Raw genomic sequence first — 18,436 nt, 5'->3', positions numbered from 1 at the left:
TTAGGGTATGAAGAAAACCAATTTCATCAAAAGTTAGAAATCTTAGTATTTATTATCTGAGAATGTTTTGGTAGGCGGAGATAATTTGACGGGCGATCGCACTCCAACTAAAATATTCTAAAGCATACTTTTGAGCATTTAACCCCCGTTGCCGACGTTCTTGGGGATTTTCTAAAGCTGTTTTGATTAACTGTACCAAATCTTCTACCTTTGTTGCACCTACCCAACCGGAATTACTATCACTTACCTGTTGCCAAATATGCACTTGGTCAGAAATAACGACGGGGATACCTGCTACCATAGCCTCAGCTACAGCAATACCAAAGTTTTCATAGTAAGAAGGTAAGACGAATAAATCAGCAGCTTGTAGTAAACTAGTTTTTAACTCCCCACTGATAAAACCTGTAATGGTAGTGTGCGATCGCAATGATGAATTAGCAATTTCATCTTTAATCTTTTGCTCATAATCAGGGTCTTGAGAATTTGTCCCTGCTAAAACAAAGTGAAACCTGCACCCAGAAATTAACAGCTTTTCTAGTGCCGGAATCAATAAATCTAAGCCTTTTTTCTGGTCAATGCGAGACATAAACAGCACCAAAGGCAAATCTTCCGGTATCCCTAATTGACCACGAACTAAACTCCCTCCATCTGTCACCTTCTCCGGCGGAATTACACCCAAAGGAATCACTAAATCTCGCGTCACCACCCCAAAGCGTTCTGATATTTTCGCTTCTTCTTCACTGGTAAAATGAATTGCAGCCGCATCAGCTAAATTACGCCGTTCAATCAGCGCCGCATAAAGACGTTTCAATTGTTTTTTCTTGCGTAAATCAGCCGGGTCAAGAGTTCCCAAAGGACGCAAAATATAAGGTAACTTTTGCTGATGACATACCCGCGCCGCCGCACTACTTACAGGAGAAAATAAAGCGTGAATATGCGCCAAATCATATTCACAAGCATGAACTTTTAGCCATTTTAATAAATCCACAGAAAACTTATAACGACGAAATGGGGCGCAACGAAAATAAATCACTTCATAACCATCTCTTTGCACTGGAGAATTTAACGGCACATCCAGAGGTTTTTGCCCACTATCGCCATTACTATCAGTGGTAATAATTGTAATTTCTACACCTGCTTTCGCCAACGCCCCAGCCAAACCGATAACCATTTGACTCGGTCCACCATAAACTAGAGAAATTGAAGGAATAATTTGTAAAACTTTCATAATTTCTGGGCGGGAAATTTTAATTATTAACTAGTTCTTGATAAAATTTAAATTGCTGCTTTGCTAAAGCGTGATTAGTATATTGATTCATGGCTTTCTGATAACCCTTTGCACCAATACTTTTAGCAAATTCCGGGTTCTCAATTAATTGCAATAAACAATTAGCTAACTCTTTAATATTACCTTCAGGAAACACCAAACCAGCATCACCAATTACATGGGGAATTTCACCAGAATCAGAACCAATGACCGGAACTTGGCAAGCCATAGCCTCAATGAGAACATGGCCAAACTGTTCCTTCCAACCTACAGCCGTTAAAGTTTTAAATTTATAAGTTGTTTCTGAAGGTAAAACTAAAGTATCCATTAAATTGATGTAATTAGCAACTTCATTATGGGGAACACTTTCGCTAAAAATTACCCGCTCACTAATATGATTTTCTGTGGTAAACTTAATTAAGTTATCTTTTAATTCTCCCCTTCCCAATAATAGTAACTTCCAAGGTTTATCAGAGATAGTTACTAAAGCTTTCAACAGTGTTAATATCCCTTTTTCTGTAACAAATCGCCCCACAAATCCCACCACAAAATCATCTGAAGTTATCCCGAATTTCTGGGCTAATTCTGGTTGTGATTGGGGAGTAAATAAGCGTTCATCAACACCTAGTTGGGGCATAACTTGAATTGAACCTTGATATCCTCGTTGTCGGAGAACTTCCGCACCGTCTTGATTACCGGAAATTATCCCGTGACTGTGGTTAAGATTATATTTTTCTAATAAATTTATCGGGAATTTCAGTTCGTAGGGGATATTCCACCAAGTAAAAAATATATTTTTGGCTTCGAGTCTTAATAACTGATTGAGGAAAATCATCTGACTATATGCTAGTCCTCTGGAACCTTGTTCAACTTGGATAATTTGCGGGCGAAATTCTCTTAATAAAGAGATTAAGTCAATCCCAAAGGTGAGAAGTCCTTGATGATTTTGACTAAAGTTAGAAATTGGGACTATTTTAAAGTTTCCTTCGTCGCGGTATTGAGTAGTAATGATTTTATTTTGAATACCTCCTGGTTTCCAGGTTTGGGGAACTACAACTGTGACTTCTATTCCTGGTTCTAGTTGGGCTAATGCGCGTAATTTCTCACAGTTTAGGTCTACAATATAAGAGTGACTAGCAACTAGGATTTTCATGGAATTTGGGTATTTTTTAATAGTGGCACCAATTTTATGTCAGACTGTACAGAATCATGAAATCCATTAATCTGCGTTCAATATATTAACTTGATATGATCACTGTTCTCTCTGATAATTAATGACTACAGTTGATCTAACTTGGTGTAGGTTTGACCATCATTCCAAGGTGACTGGATAACGGTAATTAAAGCTTTGAAAAATCCTAAAGTGTAAAATATGCCGCGAGTGACAATTTTTATAGGGGAACCGCTTTTGTTACAGGGGGGTTTTCCTAAGACGTGACAGTTAAATAGGGCGGCGTATAGGCGTAAAGCTTGGCTGGAGGTGAGGTTTTTTAGCCCCATTAAGAAATGATTGTGGTAGAAGGTGAGTTGATATTTGAGCGATCGCATACTAATATCATGACAACCCCCAGTTTCTTCGCCCAAATGGATCAAACAAGCCTCTGGATCATACCAGATTTTATATCCGGTCTGTCGGATTCGCAAACAAAAATCTGATTCTTCCCGCACCGCACTCCCACGAAACCTCTCGTCAAATTGTAAGCCGTGTTCAGTAAAAATTTCTCGCCGAAAAGACATATTACAACCCCTAGCCGTTAATACTTGCTGGGGTTTGGTGGTGTGGACTAAATCCAGATGATACCAAGCAATTCCAGGGTCCATTGCTTCGGGAGGTAAATATTCAATTTCCAACTCCCCACCGGAATCACTCAATTTATTTCTGTCAAATACTCGCCCAGCTACAGCCCCAATTTCTGGATTTTGCCGATAATTCTGGGCGTGGGCTGCTAAAAATTCCGGGGTCATTTTCACATCATCATCAATAAATAAGATGATTTCACCTTTAGCCCGGCGGACACCATAATTACGCGCCCCCGGTAAACTCGCCCAATCTAAACGAAACCATTGAATTTTACCAGCTGCTGCGGTTACTTCTAGGTAACTTTGAACTTCTGGTTGATGTGTGGGAGATTGATCAATTACTAAAACCTCAAAGTTGGGATAGTCCTGATTTAAAGCATCTATAACACTATCCCGCAGCGTTTCCTCTCTCCCATAGGTAGGGATAATCACAGAAATCAAAGGACAATCATGCATATTTTTATTTCGCTGCTGATGGGGGTAGAAGCAATTAAACTTCTAACGGAACAAATTTTTTCTTTGTGGTTTTTTCAGGCTGATAATCCTGTGTTTGCTGTTTATCCAGTAATGGCAATTTAAACAGTACCCCGGCAAAAAACCAGTAATATACCGCCACTGGGTCAACGTCTAAGGGATAATAGTACGTGTTATAGCTAATAAACAGAATAAATACCCATAAAGCAGCACCATAACTCCTTAAACTGGGGTTTTTGATAGAACGATAGCTTTTGAAACCAATAACTGTCAGGGTGGTAACTAACCCTAAAAATGCTAGTACCCCTAAAATACCTATTTCCCAGAGGAGTTTAGCATAGTATGTTTCTATGAGCTTGGTTTGACCCAAGGAACGCGCGGAGTTAGTCGCCCTACCTAAACCACTACCAATGGGGCTAATGACGTTACGCCAATTTTCTTCAAACTGCTGAAAAATAAAATCTTCCGGTGGTGCAGCTTCCACTCGACCCACAAAACTATCTATCCTCTGTTGCAAAAGTCCTGGGTTAATTGCCATAGCCATTCCCAGAATGAGGGCTAGTCCTAATCCCATAGGGATAAAGCGTTTCAGGTTACGAATTTCACCAGTTACGAATAGCAAGACGACAAAAAAGACTGGGACTAGGGCGAATGCAATTCTCTGTCCACAAATGACTGCATTAATAAACACGGCGGCTAAAGAACCTAAACCGACTAGCCGCCAAATGGGTTTCGGATCTGTGAAACCGGTGGCAAAGGCGAAAAAGGTGCTAGAAATTAAAAACCATGCCCATTGCCAAGGGGCGACGAAGGTTCCTGGTAGGCGAATTACTCCCTGGCTGGGGCTATAAAGTAGAGAACCCCCAAAATAACACCGTGCTTCTATTGCTGCTTTAAATAAGAGTGCGCCTGTAGCGTTTCTTGTACCTTCACAGATGCCGCTTGTGAGTAAGAAGTATTGAATAATTCCCAAGGTACAGCAGATCGAGATGATCACTACCTGTAGGCGGGATAAAAACAGGAAGTCTTTTTGATTACGAATTAAATAGTAAGCACAAGTAATTAAGGGTATGTAGCCTAAAAGGACTTTGATTCCCAGAATCCCCATAGCTATGGGAATTTCTCTTTCTGCCTTTTCTAAAAGTCCTACTGGGGGAGGATTTAGCTGTTGTATACCATTGATAAAGATCAGGGTGAGGAAGCACAAGCCGACTAAGATAAATAATGGCGTTTTCACGGCTTTGGGAACTATCAGGGGTAGTCTTTCTCGGCGACACATTTGCCAAAATCCGATCAAGGCGGGAATGTAGAAGGTATCTTTAGCTAGTTGCAGAATGGGGTTGCTACCAATGTAGTAGGTGATAGTGCCGCCAAAAGGCAGATAAATCAAAAAGGCAAATAAGGCATAACGGGGGTATTTGTATGAAAATGACATGATTAAGATGGCTAATACCCCAGGAATTACTGCCTTAATTCCACCTACGAGAAAAAATAGAATGCCAAAGAAGACGCTGACTGAACCAGATATGGTCAGTAGTTTGGTAAATTCTTGACGGGCTTGTAGGGTTTTACGCTTTTGGGCTAACCGTTCTTTGAGGTTGAGGGTAGAAGAGGTCTTGGGATTCTGGTTTTTTGATTTTGGGGATTTGGTTTTGCTTTTGAACATATAACATTTCTACTGGGTTTTGGCGTAGCTGAAAAGATGTAGGATCTCCAGGAGTTTATGCTGCTAGGTGTTGCTGAACTTGGAATACTAATTCATTTGTCCAATGGTTAGTTAGTTCGGCGTTGGCGGCTTCTACCATGACTCTGATCAGTGGTTCTGTACCTGAAGCCCTGACTAATATCCTACCTGCATCACCCATTGCGGCTTCGGCTTGGGCGATCGCTATTTGTAAGGGTTGACAGTCTTGCCAGTTTAACCTGCGATCGCGGTCAATGACTCGCACGTTTCGCAATAATTGCGGATAAGTTTCAAAGCTATTTTCTAACATTTGGCTGAGAGAAACACCAGCTTCTTTGACTAAGGCTGCTATGTGTAAAGCTGTTAATAAACCATCACCTGTGACAGCATAATGGCGACACAGAATATGTCCTGATTGTTCACCGCCTAACATTCCCCCAGTCCGCATCATTTCGGCTTGGACGTATTGATCGCCTACAGAGGTGCGAATTAATTTCCCGCCTTGTTCTTCCCAAGCCCTTTCAAAGCCTAAGTTAGCCATGACTGTGGATACAATCAGGTTATCTGGCAATTGTTGCTGTTCTTGGAGATGTTTTCCCCAGAGGTAAAGAATGTAATCGCCATCTACTTGTCTACCAGTATGATCTACAGCTAAGACGCGATCGGCATCGCCATCAAAGGCAAAACCTAAGTCGGCGTTGTGTTCTTGCACTGTGGCTTGGAGAGTTGCCAAGTGAGTGGAACCGCAGTTAACGTTAATGCGATCGCCATCAGCTTCATTATGTAAGCAGATCACCTCTGCACCCATCTCCGTAAATATTTTTGGCGCTAACCCCACAGCTGCGCCCCAGGCTAAGTCTAAAACAATTTTCAGCCCTTGAAGATTATTAATCTTCTGCAAGGATTGTTTTACAGTATCGCCGTAATGACTGACTAATTCCCGCCGGGAATAATGCCGTCCACAATTACGAACTTTACCTGTAACCGTATTTCCCCGTAATCCCGCCTCAATTTCCGCCTGTAAAGCTGGGGACAACTTACCACCAAATCCATTAAAAATTTTAATCCCGTTGTCTTCTGGTGGATTATGACTGGCAGAAATCATCACCCCACCAATGGCTTCAGTAATGCTAGTCAGGTAAGCAACTGTAGGAGTGGGACATAATCCCAAATACCAAACCTCTACCCCAGAGGCTGTTAAACCTGCACTTAAAGCCATTGCTAGCATATCGCTAGAGTTGCGGGAATCTTGCCCCAGAATCACTGGACCAGGTTGAGAACTCTGATTTTGCAAAACCACACCAGCCCAAAAACCGATATGTAAAGCTAAAGGTGCATTCAGTAATTCTCCCACCTCTCCCCGAATCCCATCTGTGCCAAATAAGGCAGTTGTGGGTAGTGATAATAAGTCCAGCCCTAAATTGCCATTCACAGCTGTTGCTGATGTTGGAGATTCTGACCGAGAACTACTTACAATCTCTTTTGGGGTTCTATTTATAGATGTCACCATAAATTTCAACTGCTCACACCATGAAATGAGAAAATATTACTTTACACGTTAATTCAGTAATTTCAACTGAGATAACTGTTCATCTGTAATATATACTCATTTTGATTTTACAAATCAGGTTAATCCCATTTATTTAAGTATGATTACGGATTTAACTCTGGGGCGATTATCAAGATTTTGTCAGGACTAAAAAAAGCATCAAATCTGACTATTTTACTGAGGCGATCGCAGTTCTGATCCCAGTCGCAGTCCAGGCTACTTAAAAAATTTTAATATAAATTTTCATCAAATAGTTTTAATCTAACTTTTTAATGGCATTTTTTAGCCATTCATAACATCGCACTTCAGTAGTTAACCTTTTAAGTTGAGAAATTTTAGTATGAGCAGCAATTTAGCCAGCAAATTACGTGTAGGAACTAAAAAAGCCCATACAATGGCAGAAAATGTTGGTTTTGTCAAGTGTTTTTTGAAAGGAGTTGTGGAAAAAAACTCCTACCGGAAATTAGTCGGTAATTTCTACTTCATCTACTCGGCGATGGAAGAGGAGATGGAAAAGCACAGTCAGCACCCAATTATCGGCAAAATCAACTTCACCCAACTCAACCGCAAGCATACCTTAGAGCAAGATTTGAGTTACTATTTTGGTGCTAACTGGCGGGAAGAAGTGAAACTTTCCCCAGCAGGTACAGCTTATGTGCAACGCATCCGCGAAATTTCCCAAACAGAACCAGAATTATTAATTGCTCATTCCTATACTCGTTATCTGGGTGATTTATCCGGGGGTCAAATACTGAAAAACATTGCGGTGACAGCGATGAATTTGTCTGAGGGTGAAGGTACTGCTTTTTATGAGTTTGCAGATATTACCGACGAGAAGGCATTTAAGGCGAAATACCGCCAAACTTTAGATGAATTACCTATTGATGATGCTACAGGCGATCGCATTGTCGAAGAAGCTAACGCCGCTTTTGGGATGAACATGAAGATGTTCCAGGAATTGGAAGGTAATTTGATTAAATCCATCGGTGTGATGGTATTCAATGGCCTAACACGCCGTCGCCAACGTGGTAAAACTGAACTCGCTACCGCAGAATAAAAATTCAATACTTAGGAGTGATTAAAATCACCCTTAAAATCAAAATACTAAACTCAGCTTTATCCAGTCAAGGGATTCCAGTCGCATGATTTTTCAAAGCTATAAATCCTGAACTGGGAAGTTTCCAAAGTTAAAAGCCTTTACTAATATGGGTTATAAGCTATGGGTTCACCATCAGGTAAATGGATAAAGTTGAGTTTAGTAGCGTTTCACCTAACCGTCTGGCAAAATCAGACTTTAAACTATTCCTGACAATTCAAATTAATATGTTTTATTTATGGTTAATAAGTAATAATATTATACTTGTAAAATTTTGCGCGTATACATAAGACTTAAGGAATCAAAATATGGAAGTTTTGTTTTGTTTTGATGGTAAGTATGAACAACACTTTGGTGCAGCTGTAACTTCCCTGATATTAAATAACCTAGATAATTTACAAACAGTCCATATAATAACTAAAAAAATCACCAGTAACTTTCAGGAAAAAATTCACCAACTCAAGACCAAAGCTAAAATTGACTTTTTGATTTATGAAGTAGAAGATGCAGAAGTTGAACACTTAAAAGTTTCTCAACATATATCTTCTGCGGCATATTACAGATTACTAGCTGCGGAGATTCTCCCAAATAATATTGATAAAATACTTTATCTTGATTCCGATTTAATTGTTAATGGTTCCATTCTTGAGTTATATAATTATGATATATCTGATTATATAGTTGCAGCTAATGGCAAAAAAGTTGTGACAACAAAAAAAAGGCTAGAACTTAATAGCAATTACTATTTTAACTCTGGTGTCATGTTAATTAACTTAAAAACTTGGCGTAATCTGAATATTGGTAAGATATCTATTCAACTGATTCGTAATCATCCTGAGATCATTAAGCTATGGGATCAAGATGCTTTAAACAAAGTGATTGATGGTCAATTTTTGAATGTAGACCAAAAATGGAATTCATTAGTTGATTTATATAGTCGTAATTCCCAGGTTAATGAGCAATCAATAATAATTCACTTTATTGGTTCTTTAAAACCTTGGCATATATGGTGTATTAGTCCTACAAAAGAACTTTACTGGACATACTTGAAACAATCACCGTGGTCAAACAGCAGTCCAGAAACACCTAAGAATTTTAAACAAATTCTATCTGCAATTAAAGCAATTTTTAAACAGCTAATTCGATAAAAACAGCTAAAATATAAGTACATTTGATCTGTTGCTATGGCTATTTTCTCTAGATTGTGAGATATATACCTCTTCTGTCAATTGAATATGCAGCCTCACAAATAATTGGTATTAATGAGTTATCTTTACTACAGTGTATACCCCACCCCCTAAGCATCCCCAGTAGCGAGGAGGGGAGACAAAATATAGAGGTTAAATCAGTAATAAAACGGAGATGATATAGCAATCTTAACCCAAACGTGAGAAAATACTGAAATAAAAATCCTTATTTTATAGGCATTTGAGGCTTATTGAACTCTCACATATCATTTAGGATTGCTATATGATGTTTTCAGAATCTACCCTCGTTACTTTCAAGGCTTGAAACACTAATCAAAGTTTGATCAATAATTTTTTGAGCATTCCTGTGGGATTTCAGCTTAGAATAACTGAGTTACACTCGAAAACCAGCTTAATATCAGTATCTATAGTTGTAAATATTCAAACTTAGGGTACTGGGAAAATCTGGACAAACCTAAACAATGGCTACAAAAATTCCCGTCACAGTAATTACAGGCTTTTTAGGCAGTGGTAAAACCAGCTTAATTCGCCACCTCTTACAAAACAACCAAGGTCGCCGCATTGCAGTATTAGTCAATGAATTTGGTGAACTGGGTATTGATGGGGAACTGTTGAAATCCTGTGAGATTTGCCCCGAAGATGGAGAAGATAGCAGTAATATCTTTGAATTAACCAACGGTTGTTTATGTTGTACCGTGCAGGAAGAGTTTTATCCCACGATGCAACAATTAATTAAGCGCCGAGACAGCATTGACTGTATTATCATTGAAACCTCCGGTTTAGCTTTACCCAAACCTTTAGTCAAAGCCTTTCGCTGGCAAGAAATTCGCGCTGCGGCTACAGTGGATGCAGTGATTACCGTGGTAGATTGTGCAGCAGTAGCATCAGGCACATTCGCCAGTGACCCAGAGGCGATCGCCACCCAACGGCAAGCAGATGATAGCCTAGAACATGAGACACCCTTGCAAGAACTGTTTGAGGATCAACTAGCTTGTGCAGACTTAGTAGTTTTGAATAAAACTGATTTAGTTGATTTAGCAACCAGACAGCAAGTAGAGGCATTAATCAAGAAAGAATTGCCCAGAGTCGTGAAAATTGTCGCCAGCGATCGCGGTACACTAGATGCATCAATTTTATTAGGATTCCAAGCCGCAGTCGAAGATAACTTAGATAGCCGTCCCAGCCATCACGACACAGAAGAAGACCACGAACACGACGAAGAGATTACCTCAACTCACCTAGTATTAAACCGCAGCTTTGACCCAGAAAAATTGCAACAACAACTGCAAAAAATAGTTAATCAACAAGAAATCTATCGCATCAAAGGCTTTGTCGCCGTCCCTAACAAACCCATGCGCCTAGTAATGCAAGGTGTAGGAAATAGGTTTGATAAATTTTATGACCGTCCTTGGAAAGTAGCAGAAACCAAACAAACCAGCTTAGTTTTTATTGGTCGTGACTTAAAACCTTCAGAAATAGAATCACAATTAGTAGCTTTATGAATATCTCCCAACTATTTGACATTGCCAATGTCTTCGTTTTACCCTTTTGGGTATTAATGATTTTTCTCCCCAACTGGAAACTCACACGGGGAGTCATGGCATCATATTTACCCTTCGTAGTTTTAGCTGGTGCATATTTGTATTTATTTATCAGCAGCATTACACCAGAAAACGCCGCCGCTTTATCCAATCCTCAACTAGCTGATATTGCACGATTTTTCAGTGATGAAACAGCAGCCGCAACTGGTTGGATTCATTTTCTAGTAATGGATTTATTTGTCGGGCGGTGGATATATTTAGAAGGACAGAAAACAGGAATTTGGACATTTCACTCTCTGTCCTTATGTTTATTTGCTGGTCCCTTGGGTTTACTGTCCCATATTTTTACTTACTGGATAACTAAAGCATTTTTCCCCAATTCACAGCAGGGGGAAACAGTAGTTGAAGAGGCTGTTTCCTAGTTAAGGGTTTCACGCAGAGACGCAGAGACGCAGAGAGTAAGAGGGGAAGAGAGTAAATAAATCAAATTTTTCAGCGTTGCTGAATCAAAGTATGAAATGCTAAGGTCACCTTTATTTTTATTCGTACCTTTGCGCCTTTGCGTGACACTAATTCATATCTCAATTCAGCAACGCCAATTTTTCTTTTTCCTTAAAAAAATCTCAATCAAAATTAACTCTAGAAAAACTCATTTACCTCAATAACCTCCACTCTGCGACTCTGCTTACTGAGCGAAGTCGAAGTATGCGCCTCTGCGTGAGATTCATAAATTAAAATTGGCGTTGATACTTCTCCAAAATATCCACCAAATTCACCTGACATTGCAAAGGTAGAAAATCATTTAAAGGTAATTCCTTCCTCCCGCCGGCAATTTTTATAGAAATAGATTCCAAAACTTCGATCACTCGTTCTTCACTTACAGTTTGGGAAGTAATTAAAAAGTACATCTTTTCAGCAACCATATTATGCAGTTTGGCATCGGATAAATAAAGATGCCATTTAGCAATGTCAATATATACGGCTTCGCCAATTTCAGTAGCTAGGGCCTCTAGTAATTCTGTGGTATTAGTTGTAGACATAAAAATCACCTTAGATGAATAAAAAACGTTAATAAGTATCCGGTTCTTTATTCATTATTGCCCAATTATCCAGATGAATCTACTCCCACAGGTTACAATCGCCCTAGCCTCAACAGTCTGTCTTCAGGTGGATGTAGTCGGAGTTTCGGTATAGTTGGCGATCGCACTAATATAGATTAGATGCACCAACAATACTAATATCCAACCGGCTGTTAACCAGGGTAGCCATTCCCAGGTAGTTGATTTTAAGTTATGGAAAAACCATAAACTAGAATTAACAGCTGTAGTCAGTGCCACATGAACAGCAAAATTAATCCGGTCATCTAACTTGCGGAATGCGGGATCTTTGCGATCGGGTTTGCGAGGCCAACGAGGAGGCATAAAGATTTATTTAAAACTACAATATTTACCATGTACTTACTCATTTTAAAGTGTTTAGGCTTCTCTGGCCACAAGACCTTTTATACAGGTGCAGAATAGTCTCCTGATTTTCCCCCAGTTTTACTGACTAGATGAATTGATTCAATTTGGATTGATTTTTCTAAACCCTTAGCCATATCGTATAAAGTTAAAGCCGCCACAGAAACGGCCGTTAAAGCTTCCATTTCCACACCAGTTTCTCCTTTAGTTTTGACTGTGGCTTGAATTTCATAACCGGGTAGTTGGGGTTTGGGTGTCACCTCCACGGTAATTTTTTGTAGGGGTAAGGGATGACACAGGGGAATTAATGTCGCCGTTTGTTTAGCAGCCATAATTCCCGCTAACCGCGCTGTTGCCAATACATCGCCTTTAGGGGCGTTACCAGCTTGAATGGCGGCGAAGGTTTCCGGTAGCATTCGCACCTTAGCAGCAGCTACGGCTTGGCGGATGGTCGCTACTTTTGCAGATACATCTACCATCTGGGCTTCTCCTTGATGATCCAGGTGTGTTAAAAAATTATCTGGCTTGATCTCTTGCATTATTTTGAGAGAGGTGTTATGATTAAATTCTTGTAAGGGTGTGTAGCTCAGTGGACTAGAGCACGTGGCTACGGACCACGGTGTCGGGGGTTCGAATCCCTCCTCGCCCGTTTTCAATAGGAAAGAGGCAAAGTAGATGTGATTCTATTTTGCCTTTTTTAGTGTCTAGTTGGCATTATTTAAGGAATAAGTATCTGCGGCACGGCCGAAAGCAAAGCGTAGAGAATTATTGAGGTTATGGCTAGACTGGGTGAGAAATATCAAAATTGCCAAGCAAGTTAAACCAGCAGCAAAACCAAACATATTACGGTAGCCTACTTGTTGGGCGATGGAACCGAGTATCGGCCCCGCGATCCCAATCCCAAGATCAAATCCCACCATCGATACGCCAAATATACGTCCCCGTTCGTGTGGGTGGGCGCGGTCTGTCATCATTGCAGCCATCATGGGAATTAATGTTCCCGAAGCTGTACCTTCGACAAATGCTGAGAGTAATAAAACAGGGGTGCTATCAGCTTGCCAGATGCCGATCATGGCGAAGGTAAAAGCAATTAAACTGAGGGTAATAAATAAACCTCTACCATATTTATCAGAAGCCCGACCAATGAATAGCCTGACACTAAAACTAGCGATCGCTATGACTGTGTAAAATAATCCTGGATTCAAATCTATATTAGTGGACTTGATAAATAACGGTGCAAAGGTATGTACAGTCCCGATCACCATGCCAATTAATAACATGATGATTGCAGGTATACGAATACGAGAAGTTAATAATAAGCGCCAAAATAGATGATTATCAGCGCTATTTTCCCCTTTTTCCTCTATATCTGGATTGACAATAGGTATGATACATAACATTCCCGCCAGACCCAAAGTCGCAGACAAGATAAATAAAGGTGTATAACCAGCTGCGGCTTGTAAATATCCCCCCAAGGCTGGGCCGATAGCCACACCCAGGGGATTTACCAAACTCATGTAACCAATAACTTCACCACGACTTTGTATAGGGGCTAAATCTCCCACCAATGCCATGTAAGCGGTGGTAAAAGCAGCAATACTCAAGCCGTGAAAGGCACGTAAAATCATGAGTGGGATAATAGAAGTAGCAAAAATATAACCCAAAGGTGCGATCGCCACTACTGACATTCCAATTAGCAAGACAATTTTACGACCCCGCCGATCTGCTAAATTACTACACCAAGGGCGAAATACTAACATCCCTATTGCAAAGCTACCCATGACAAAGCCAATCTGTTGACTGGTAGCCCCAATATCTTCAATATACAGGGGTAAAGTCGGCAATAACGAGGCAATACTAGACCAGAATAATAAACCTGCTGTAAATAACACCAGCAGGTTACGTCGTAGTTTAACGTCTAATGTTTGAAAAACTTTCAAAGCAGATTTATGTTTGTTTTAAGTGTTCGTTAATCACATTGTTACGTTACTTAATATTTTTTGCTACTATTTCTCGCACTCGATAAATGGGACGACCTTGAGATTCATGGTAAGTACGCATCAACAATTCAGCTAACAGACCAAAGCAAAATAGCTGTACCCCAGTCACTAACAACAGAACTGCCAAAATTAGCAAAGGGCGATTGCCAATGGATTCACTGAAAGCTAATTTAATAAAAGTTAAGTACATCCCAATCAGAGTTCCTGTGACCATTGAACCTAAACCCAACAGTCCAAAAACGTGCATGGGGCGGGTGAGGAATTTCTTCATAAAATAAATGGTTAACAAATCCATCATCACTCGAAAAGTCCGCCAAATTCCATATTTACTGCGACCAAACCGCCGCGCATGGTGACGCACAGGAATTTCCGTAATTCGCGCCCCTTCGATGTAAGCCAAAGCAGGTAAAAAGCGGTGCAGTTCTCCATAGAGATTCATATCTGCTAGGACTTCCGACCGATAAGCCTTGAGAGAACAACCATAATCATGTAATTTGACTTCTGTGACTTTCCCAATTAGCCAATTGGCAATTTTAGAAGGAATTAAGCGGGAAATTACCGCATCTTGGCGTTGATGTCGCCAACCACTCACCAAATCATAGCCTTCTGCTAACTTCGCCAATAACAACGGAATATCAGCCGGATCATTTTGCAGGTCAGCATCTAAGGTGACAATGACTTTACCTGTAGCATATTTAAACCCCGCGGCCATTGCGGCACTTTGTCCGTAATTCCGCCGCAATAGTACCGCCTTTAAATCAGTGCGGATTTGGGCTTGTTCCTTGAGAAATGCCGCCGAACCGTCTGTAGAACCGTCATCTACACAAATAATTTCATAACTGAGATCACCATCGCTGATATGAGATGCGATCGCCTCTAGCAAAAGTGGTAAACTTTCCACCTCATCCCGTATCGGCACAACCACGGAAACATCTGGGACAATTAACGAAATCGCCCCATTCTCCGGATTTAACTCCTGGGAAACTAACCCACTCCTCATCTTCCTCTGTGTCCTCAGTGTCTCTGTGGTTTATAACTCTCCATCACCCTACCAGCACCTCGCAGCTGCTGATAATATGACTGACTCACCCCATCTCCCTGTTCCGAGAGAATATCAATTCCTATCCCATTCCGTCCCTGGTTTTTTCCGGAACTATGAATGTAATAACCATCGCCTAAATACAGCCCCACATGAGTAGCTTTTTGCGGAGTGCCAAAAAATACCAAATCCCCTGGTTGTAACTCAGCCATAGTAATTGCTGAAATAAAAGCTTCCTGTTGATAAGCATCTCTAGGTAACCAAACACCCACAGACATAAAAGCCGCTTGCATTAACCCCGAACAGTCATAGTTGGGGGCGACTGTACCACCCCAGAGATAATAATTTGATTGTTCCAGGGCTTTTTGGGTAAAGGCGATGACATCTGGGAGGAGTTTGGTAATCTCGGACTGAGAAACTGATTTAGCCTGATAAAGTACAGTAGCAGGTTGTAATATACCCAAATCGGCATAAGATACCCACCCTGGATAGTCATCCTCACACAAATACACCTGAAATGCTGACTCCTGATGATTTGAGGTGATTCGCAAATGTCGCCCAGATGCGGCTTGAGTTGTCAGGGACTGACATTGGGGGGAATTGTATAAATTCAGATTAGCAATACAGTGGTATTCTTCTGCCGATGTCAAGTTGAATATTTGGGATTCTGAATTAGAGAGCATTCTGCAATGATTTTCTTGAGAAAAGACGAACAACTGGAAAATATTGGTAATGGTATTTTAGAAGCAACTTGGGCAAAATTTCCGACTTTAGCCAGGAACCAAGTGGCTCTAACTTGGATTGTGTATGATCCTCCCGTCCCTGTAAATACTGGTGGTGCTTTGACTCCTGATGCTTTTTGGAACCATACAGCCCGTGGTTTTACTTATCGCGGTGTGGAACGGATTTACCCGGCGAGTGTTGTGAAGCTGTTTTATTTGGTCGCTGCTAATGAATGGTTGGAAAAAGGCATGATTCAATCTTCCCAGGAGTTGGAACGCGCCTTGAAAGATATGATTGTGGATTCTAGCAATGATGCGACTAGTTTAATTGTCGATATTCTCAGTGGGACGACTTCGGGGCCGGAGTTACCTATGGGACCCTTTGAAACTTGGAAATATCAACGTCAGATTGTGAACCGCTATTTCCAGTCTTTGGGTTGGGAGGAAATGGAGACGATTAATGTCTGTCAAAAAACTTGGGGTGATGGTCCCTATGGTCGGGAACGGGCGTTTTACGGGGAAATGCTGGATAACCGGAATATGGTAACTACTAATGCGATCGCTAAGTTAGTTCATAGTATTGTGGGTGGGGTGGCTGTGTCTAGTGGGCGATCGCAAGCCATGATGAATTTGCTCAAACGTAGCCTCAACCCCAATGATTTACCCACAGATGTCGAAGAAGATCAAGTTACAGGTTTTTTAGGTAGTGGACTTCCTCCAGATGCTGAAATTTGGTCAAAAGCAGGTTGGACAAGCCAAGTCCGTCATGATGCAGCGTATATTGAACTACCCAATCAGCATCCTTACATTTTGGTCCTATTTACTGAAGGTAAAGCTAACGCTAAAAGCCGGGAAATTTTACCTTTTGTTTCTCAGCTATTTGCCCAAGCAATTAGTAACCTGTGAATAATTCGTAATTCGTAATTCGTAATTCGTAATTAATTATATAGTGATATCGATTTATCTATATATTTTTAGCTATGGATTACGAAGAGTTGTTACCGATTTTCCATTGACTTGGAACTGTTATCATTCACTTTCAGATAGATTACAGCCAAATTTATGAGACATTATATTGAGATATGCAACATATATCTTTTCCTGAAGTCTCAAACTAAATTAATAGTTATCATGGCGAAATAACCAATTATGTTTTAGTTAATTTGTTGGGTTCCCTATGACATCCCCTGAGCCGCAAACTGATTTTCAAGATATTTCACAATCCTCAGATAAGTCATCTATTAAACGACGGCGATCGCTAATATTATTGTTAGCCTTTATACTAATTATTAGTGGTGGAACGGCAATAGCTTGGCGCTGGTTTCATCCTCGAAACCAAACAGCAATTACTAATATTAAAACTCCAGGAGTAAGAGTCAAAATATCAACAGTACAAATTGGGATGGTGCAGGAAAGTTCAGATTTCGTTGCTAGTTTAGAGTCTCAGCGTTCAGTAGAAATACCATCAAAAATTCCCGGACAAGTTACCAAAATCTTGCTCAAATCAGGAGATTCAGTAGTAGCAGGAACTGCAATTTTGCAAGTAGATTCTCGACAGGTAACAATGGATGAAATTAACGCTTCCAAACAAGCTGCAATTACACAACGGGAAAATTCCCGGATGAAACTTCAAAGTTTAGAAGCAGAACGTCAATCTTATCTGTCTAACTTGCAATTACAGCAACAGGATTATCAACGCTATGCCGACCTCGCAGATCAAGGAGCTGTATCTCGACGTACTAGAGATCAATATGCTACCAGATTGAATACCGCCAAGGCTCGTTTAGCTGCAATTAATACCCAGATTCAAGCAGAAAAAAGCAACCTATCACAGGCAGAAAAAGCTGTGCAACAAGCTGAAATAAATCTGAAAAATCGCCAAACACAGCCACAAAATTATCGAATTACAGCACCTTTTAGCGGTACTATTGGGAATATTGCAGTGCAAGTTGGTGATTTAGTTAATACTTCCACTCCACTGGTACAAGTTTCTCAAAACCAACCATTAGAAGCGAATATTTCGGTTTCACCAGCACAAAGTAGCCAATTACGTCCAGGAATACCACTAGAGATTTTAGATACCCAAGGACAAGTTATTAGTAGTAGTAAAATATCTGATATTTCTCCAGATACTAATAGTGAAGATAAATCACTGGTGGTTAAAGCACTTTTGAATAATTCTGCCAATGCCTTAAAACCACATCAATTAGTACGGGCTAGAGTAATTTTAAACGAACGTTCTGGAGTTTTAATCCCGACTAAAGCTATATCTCGTATGGGTGCAGAAACTTTTGTTTATATTGTTGAAAAAGAAGAATTACCACAAGGTGGATATCAATTGATAGCACGCCAAAGGCGGGTAAAGTTAGGTAATATTAAAGATGATAATTATCAAATTTTAGCAGGATTAGAAGCAGAGGATCAAATTATCACTTCTGGGCTGTTGAATGTGAAAGATGGTGTATCCATTGTACCGGAATCTTGAAAATGCTGAAGTTTTCTCCCCCGGCTCTTCGTTGACACGGACATGGAGGGACGATAAGACCACTTGTGGCGTGTTCCAGCGAAGTGTCAAGGAATCCTCGCTTCTTTAGGA

17 protein-coding genes and 1 tRNA gene are annotated in these 18,436 nt (G+C 40.4%); 7 read left to right on the top strand and 11 right to left on the bottom strand.

Annotated features, from left to right (window positions below; genetic code table 11):
- Positions 1 to 52: 52 nt before the first annotated feature.
- From hpsP to glmM, 5 genes are all read right to left on the bottom strand, one after another.
- On the bottom strand, positions 53 to 1,228 hold the full coding sequence (gene hpsP, locus VB620_RS15395; protein WP_323197033.1) for a hormogonium polysaccharide biosynthesis glycosyltransferase HpsP: 1,176 nt from the start codon (positions 1,226 to 1,228) through the stop codon (positions 53 to 55).
- Positions 1,229 to 1,247: 19 nt separating this feature from the next.
- The gene (gene hpsO / locus VB620_RS15390; protein ID WP_323197032.1) at positions 1,248 to 2,420 is read right to left on the bottom strand and encodes a hormogonium polysaccharide biosynthesis glycosyltransferase HpsO; all 1,173 of its coding nucleotides are present in this window, start codon (positions 2,418 to 2,420) and stop codon (positions 1,248 to 1,250) included.
- A 125-nt stretch (positions 2,421 to 2,545) separates the two neighbouring features.
- On the bottom strand, positions 2,546 to 3,523 hold the full coding sequence (gene hpsN, locus VB620_RS15385; RefSeq protein ID WP_323197031.1) for a hormogonium polysaccharide biosynthesis glycosyltransferase HpsN: 978 nt from the start codon (positions 3,521 to 3,523) through the stop codon (positions 2,546 to 2,548).
- 34 nt (positions 3,524 to 3,557) lie between these two features.
- Positions 3,558 to 5,207, bottom strand: coding sequence for a hormogonium polysaccharide biosynthesis protein HpsL (gene hpsL / locus VB620_RS15380; protein ID WP_323197030.1), 1,650 nt, complete (start codon positions 5,205 to 5,207; stop codon positions 3,558 to 3,560).
- Positions 5,208 to 5,262: 55 nt separating this feature from the next.
- Positions 5,263 to 6,735, bottom strand: a complete 1,473-nt coding sequence (gene glmM / locus VB620_RS15375; RefSeq protein WP_323197029.1) for a phosphoglucosamine mutase — start codon at positions 6,733 to 6,735, stop codon at positions 5,263 to 5,265.
- A 379-nt stretch (positions 6,736 to 7,114) separates the two neighbouring features.
- Here glmM and VB620_RS15370 point away from each other — a divergent pair, with 379 nt between their 5' ends.
- From VB620_RS15370 to VB620_RS15355, 4 genes are all read left to right on the top strand, one after another.
- The gene (locus VB620_RS15370) at positions 7,115 to 7,831 is read left to right on the top strand and encodes a biliverdin-producing heme oxygenase (protein WP_323197028.1); all 717 of its coding nucleotides are present in this window, start codon (positions 7,115 to 7,117) and stop codon (positions 7,829 to 7,831) included.
- Between the two features lie 347 nt (positions 7,832 to 8,178).
- The gene (locus VB620_RS15365; protein WP_323197027.1) at positions 8,179 to 9,018 is read left to right on the top strand and encodes a glycosyltransferase family 8 protein; all 840 of its coding nucleotides are present in this window, start codon (positions 8,179 to 8,181) and stop codon (positions 9,016 to 9,018) included.
- Positions 9,019 to 9,539: 521 nt separating this feature from the next.
- Positions 9,540 to 10,580, top strand: coding sequence for a cobalamin biosynthesis protein CobW (cobW, locus tag VB620_RS15360; RefSeq protein ID WP_323197026.1), 1,041 nt, complete (start codon positions 9,540 to 9,542; stop codon positions 10,578 to 10,580).
- A complete protein-coding gene (locus tag VB620_RS15355; protein WP_323197025.1) occupies positions 10,577 to 11,041 on the top strand; it encodes an ABA4-like family protein in 465 nt (154 codons plus the stop codon). The genes cobW and VB620_RS15355 overlap by 4 nt, the downstream gene beginning before the upstream one ends.
- A gap of 309 nt (positions 11,042 to 11,350) precedes the next feature.
- Here VB620_RS15355 and VB620_RS15350 read toward each other — a convergent pair whose 3' ends face one another.
- The 3 genes from VB620_RS15350 to moaC form a co-directional block, all read right to left on the bottom strand.
- On the bottom strand, positions 11,351 to 11,659 hold the full coding sequence (locus tag VB620_RS15350) for a DUF3181 family protein (RefSeq protein ID WP_323197024.1): 309 nt from the start codon (positions 11,657 to 11,659) through the stop codon (positions 11,351 to 11,353).
- A 123-nt stretch (positions 11,660 to 11,782) separates the two neighbouring features.
- Entirely contained in the window at positions 11,783 to 12,040 is a 258-nt protein-coding gene (locus VB620_RS15345; protein ID WP_323197023.1) for a hypothetical protein, read from the bottom strand.
- Positions 12,041 to 12,120: 80 nt separating this feature from the next.
- Entirely contained in the window at positions 12,121 to 12,618 is a 498-nt protein-coding gene (moaC, locus tag VB620_RS15340; RefSeq protein WP_323197022.1) for a cyclic pyranopterin monophosphate synthase MoaC, read from the bottom strand.
- 36 nt (positions 12,619 to 12,654) lie between these two features.
- Here moaC and VB620_RS15335 point away from each other — a divergent pair.
- Positions 12,655 to 12,728: transfer RNA gene (locus VB620_RS15335), tRNA-Arg, on the top strand.
- Between the two features lie 55 nt (positions 12,729 to 12,783).
- Here VB620_RS15335 and VB620_RS15330 read toward each other — a convergent pair.
- From VB620_RS15330 to VB620_RS15320, 3 genes are read right to left on the bottom strand one after another with little or no spacing between them, the layout of a single operon-like run.
- Positions 12,784 to 14,019 (bottom strand): MFS transporter, encoded by a 1,236-nt coding sequence (locus VB620_RS15330; RefSeq protein WP_323197021.1) that lies wholly within the window; start codon positions 14,017 to 14,019, stop codon positions 12,784 to 12,786.
- A gap of 46 nt (positions 14,020 to 14,065) precedes the next feature.
- Entirely contained in the window at positions 14,066 to 15,079 is a 1,014-nt protein-coding gene (locus VB620_RS15325) for a glycosyltransferase family 2 protein (RefSeq protein ID WP_323197020.1), read from the bottom strand.
- Positions 15,080 to 15,093: 14 nt separating this feature from the next.
- Positions 15,094 to 15,801, bottom strand: a complete 708-nt coding sequence (locus tag VB620_RS15320) for a C40 family peptidase (protein ID WP_323197019.1) — start codon at positions 15,799 to 15,801, stop codon at positions 15,094 to 15,096.
- A gap of 6 nt (positions 15,802 to 15,807) precedes the next feature.
- Here VB620_RS15320 and VB620_RS15315 point away from each other — a divergent pair, with 6 nt between their 5' ends.
- Together VB620_RS15315 and VB620_RS15310 are read left to right on the top strand one after the other, a co-directional pair.
- The gene (locus tag VB620_RS15315) at positions 15,808 to 16,746 is read left to right on the top strand and encodes a serine hydrolase (protein WP_323197018.1); all 939 of its coding nucleotides are present in this window, start codon (positions 15,808 to 15,810) and stop codon (positions 16,744 to 16,746) included.
- Between the two features lie 271 nt (positions 16,747 to 17,017).
- Positions 17,018 to 18,325: an efflux RND transporter periplasmic adaptor subunit gene (locus tag VB620_RS15310; RefSeq protein ID WP_323197017.1), complete on the top strand. Its 1,308-nt coding sequence runs from the start codon at positions 17,018 to 17,020 to the stop codon at positions 18,323 to 18,325.
- Positions 18,326 to 18,436 lie beyond the last annotated feature (111 nt).

Origin of the sequence: Nodularia harveyana UHCC-0300 (assembly GCF_034931085.1) — a bacterium.
Taxonomy (GTDB): Bacteria; Cyanobacteriota; Cyanobacteriia; order Cyanobacteriales; family Nostocaceae; genus Nodularia; species Nodularia harveyana.
Note: the sequence above shows the minus strand (reverse complement) of the source record. Positions and strands in the feature narration are given on the sequence as shown.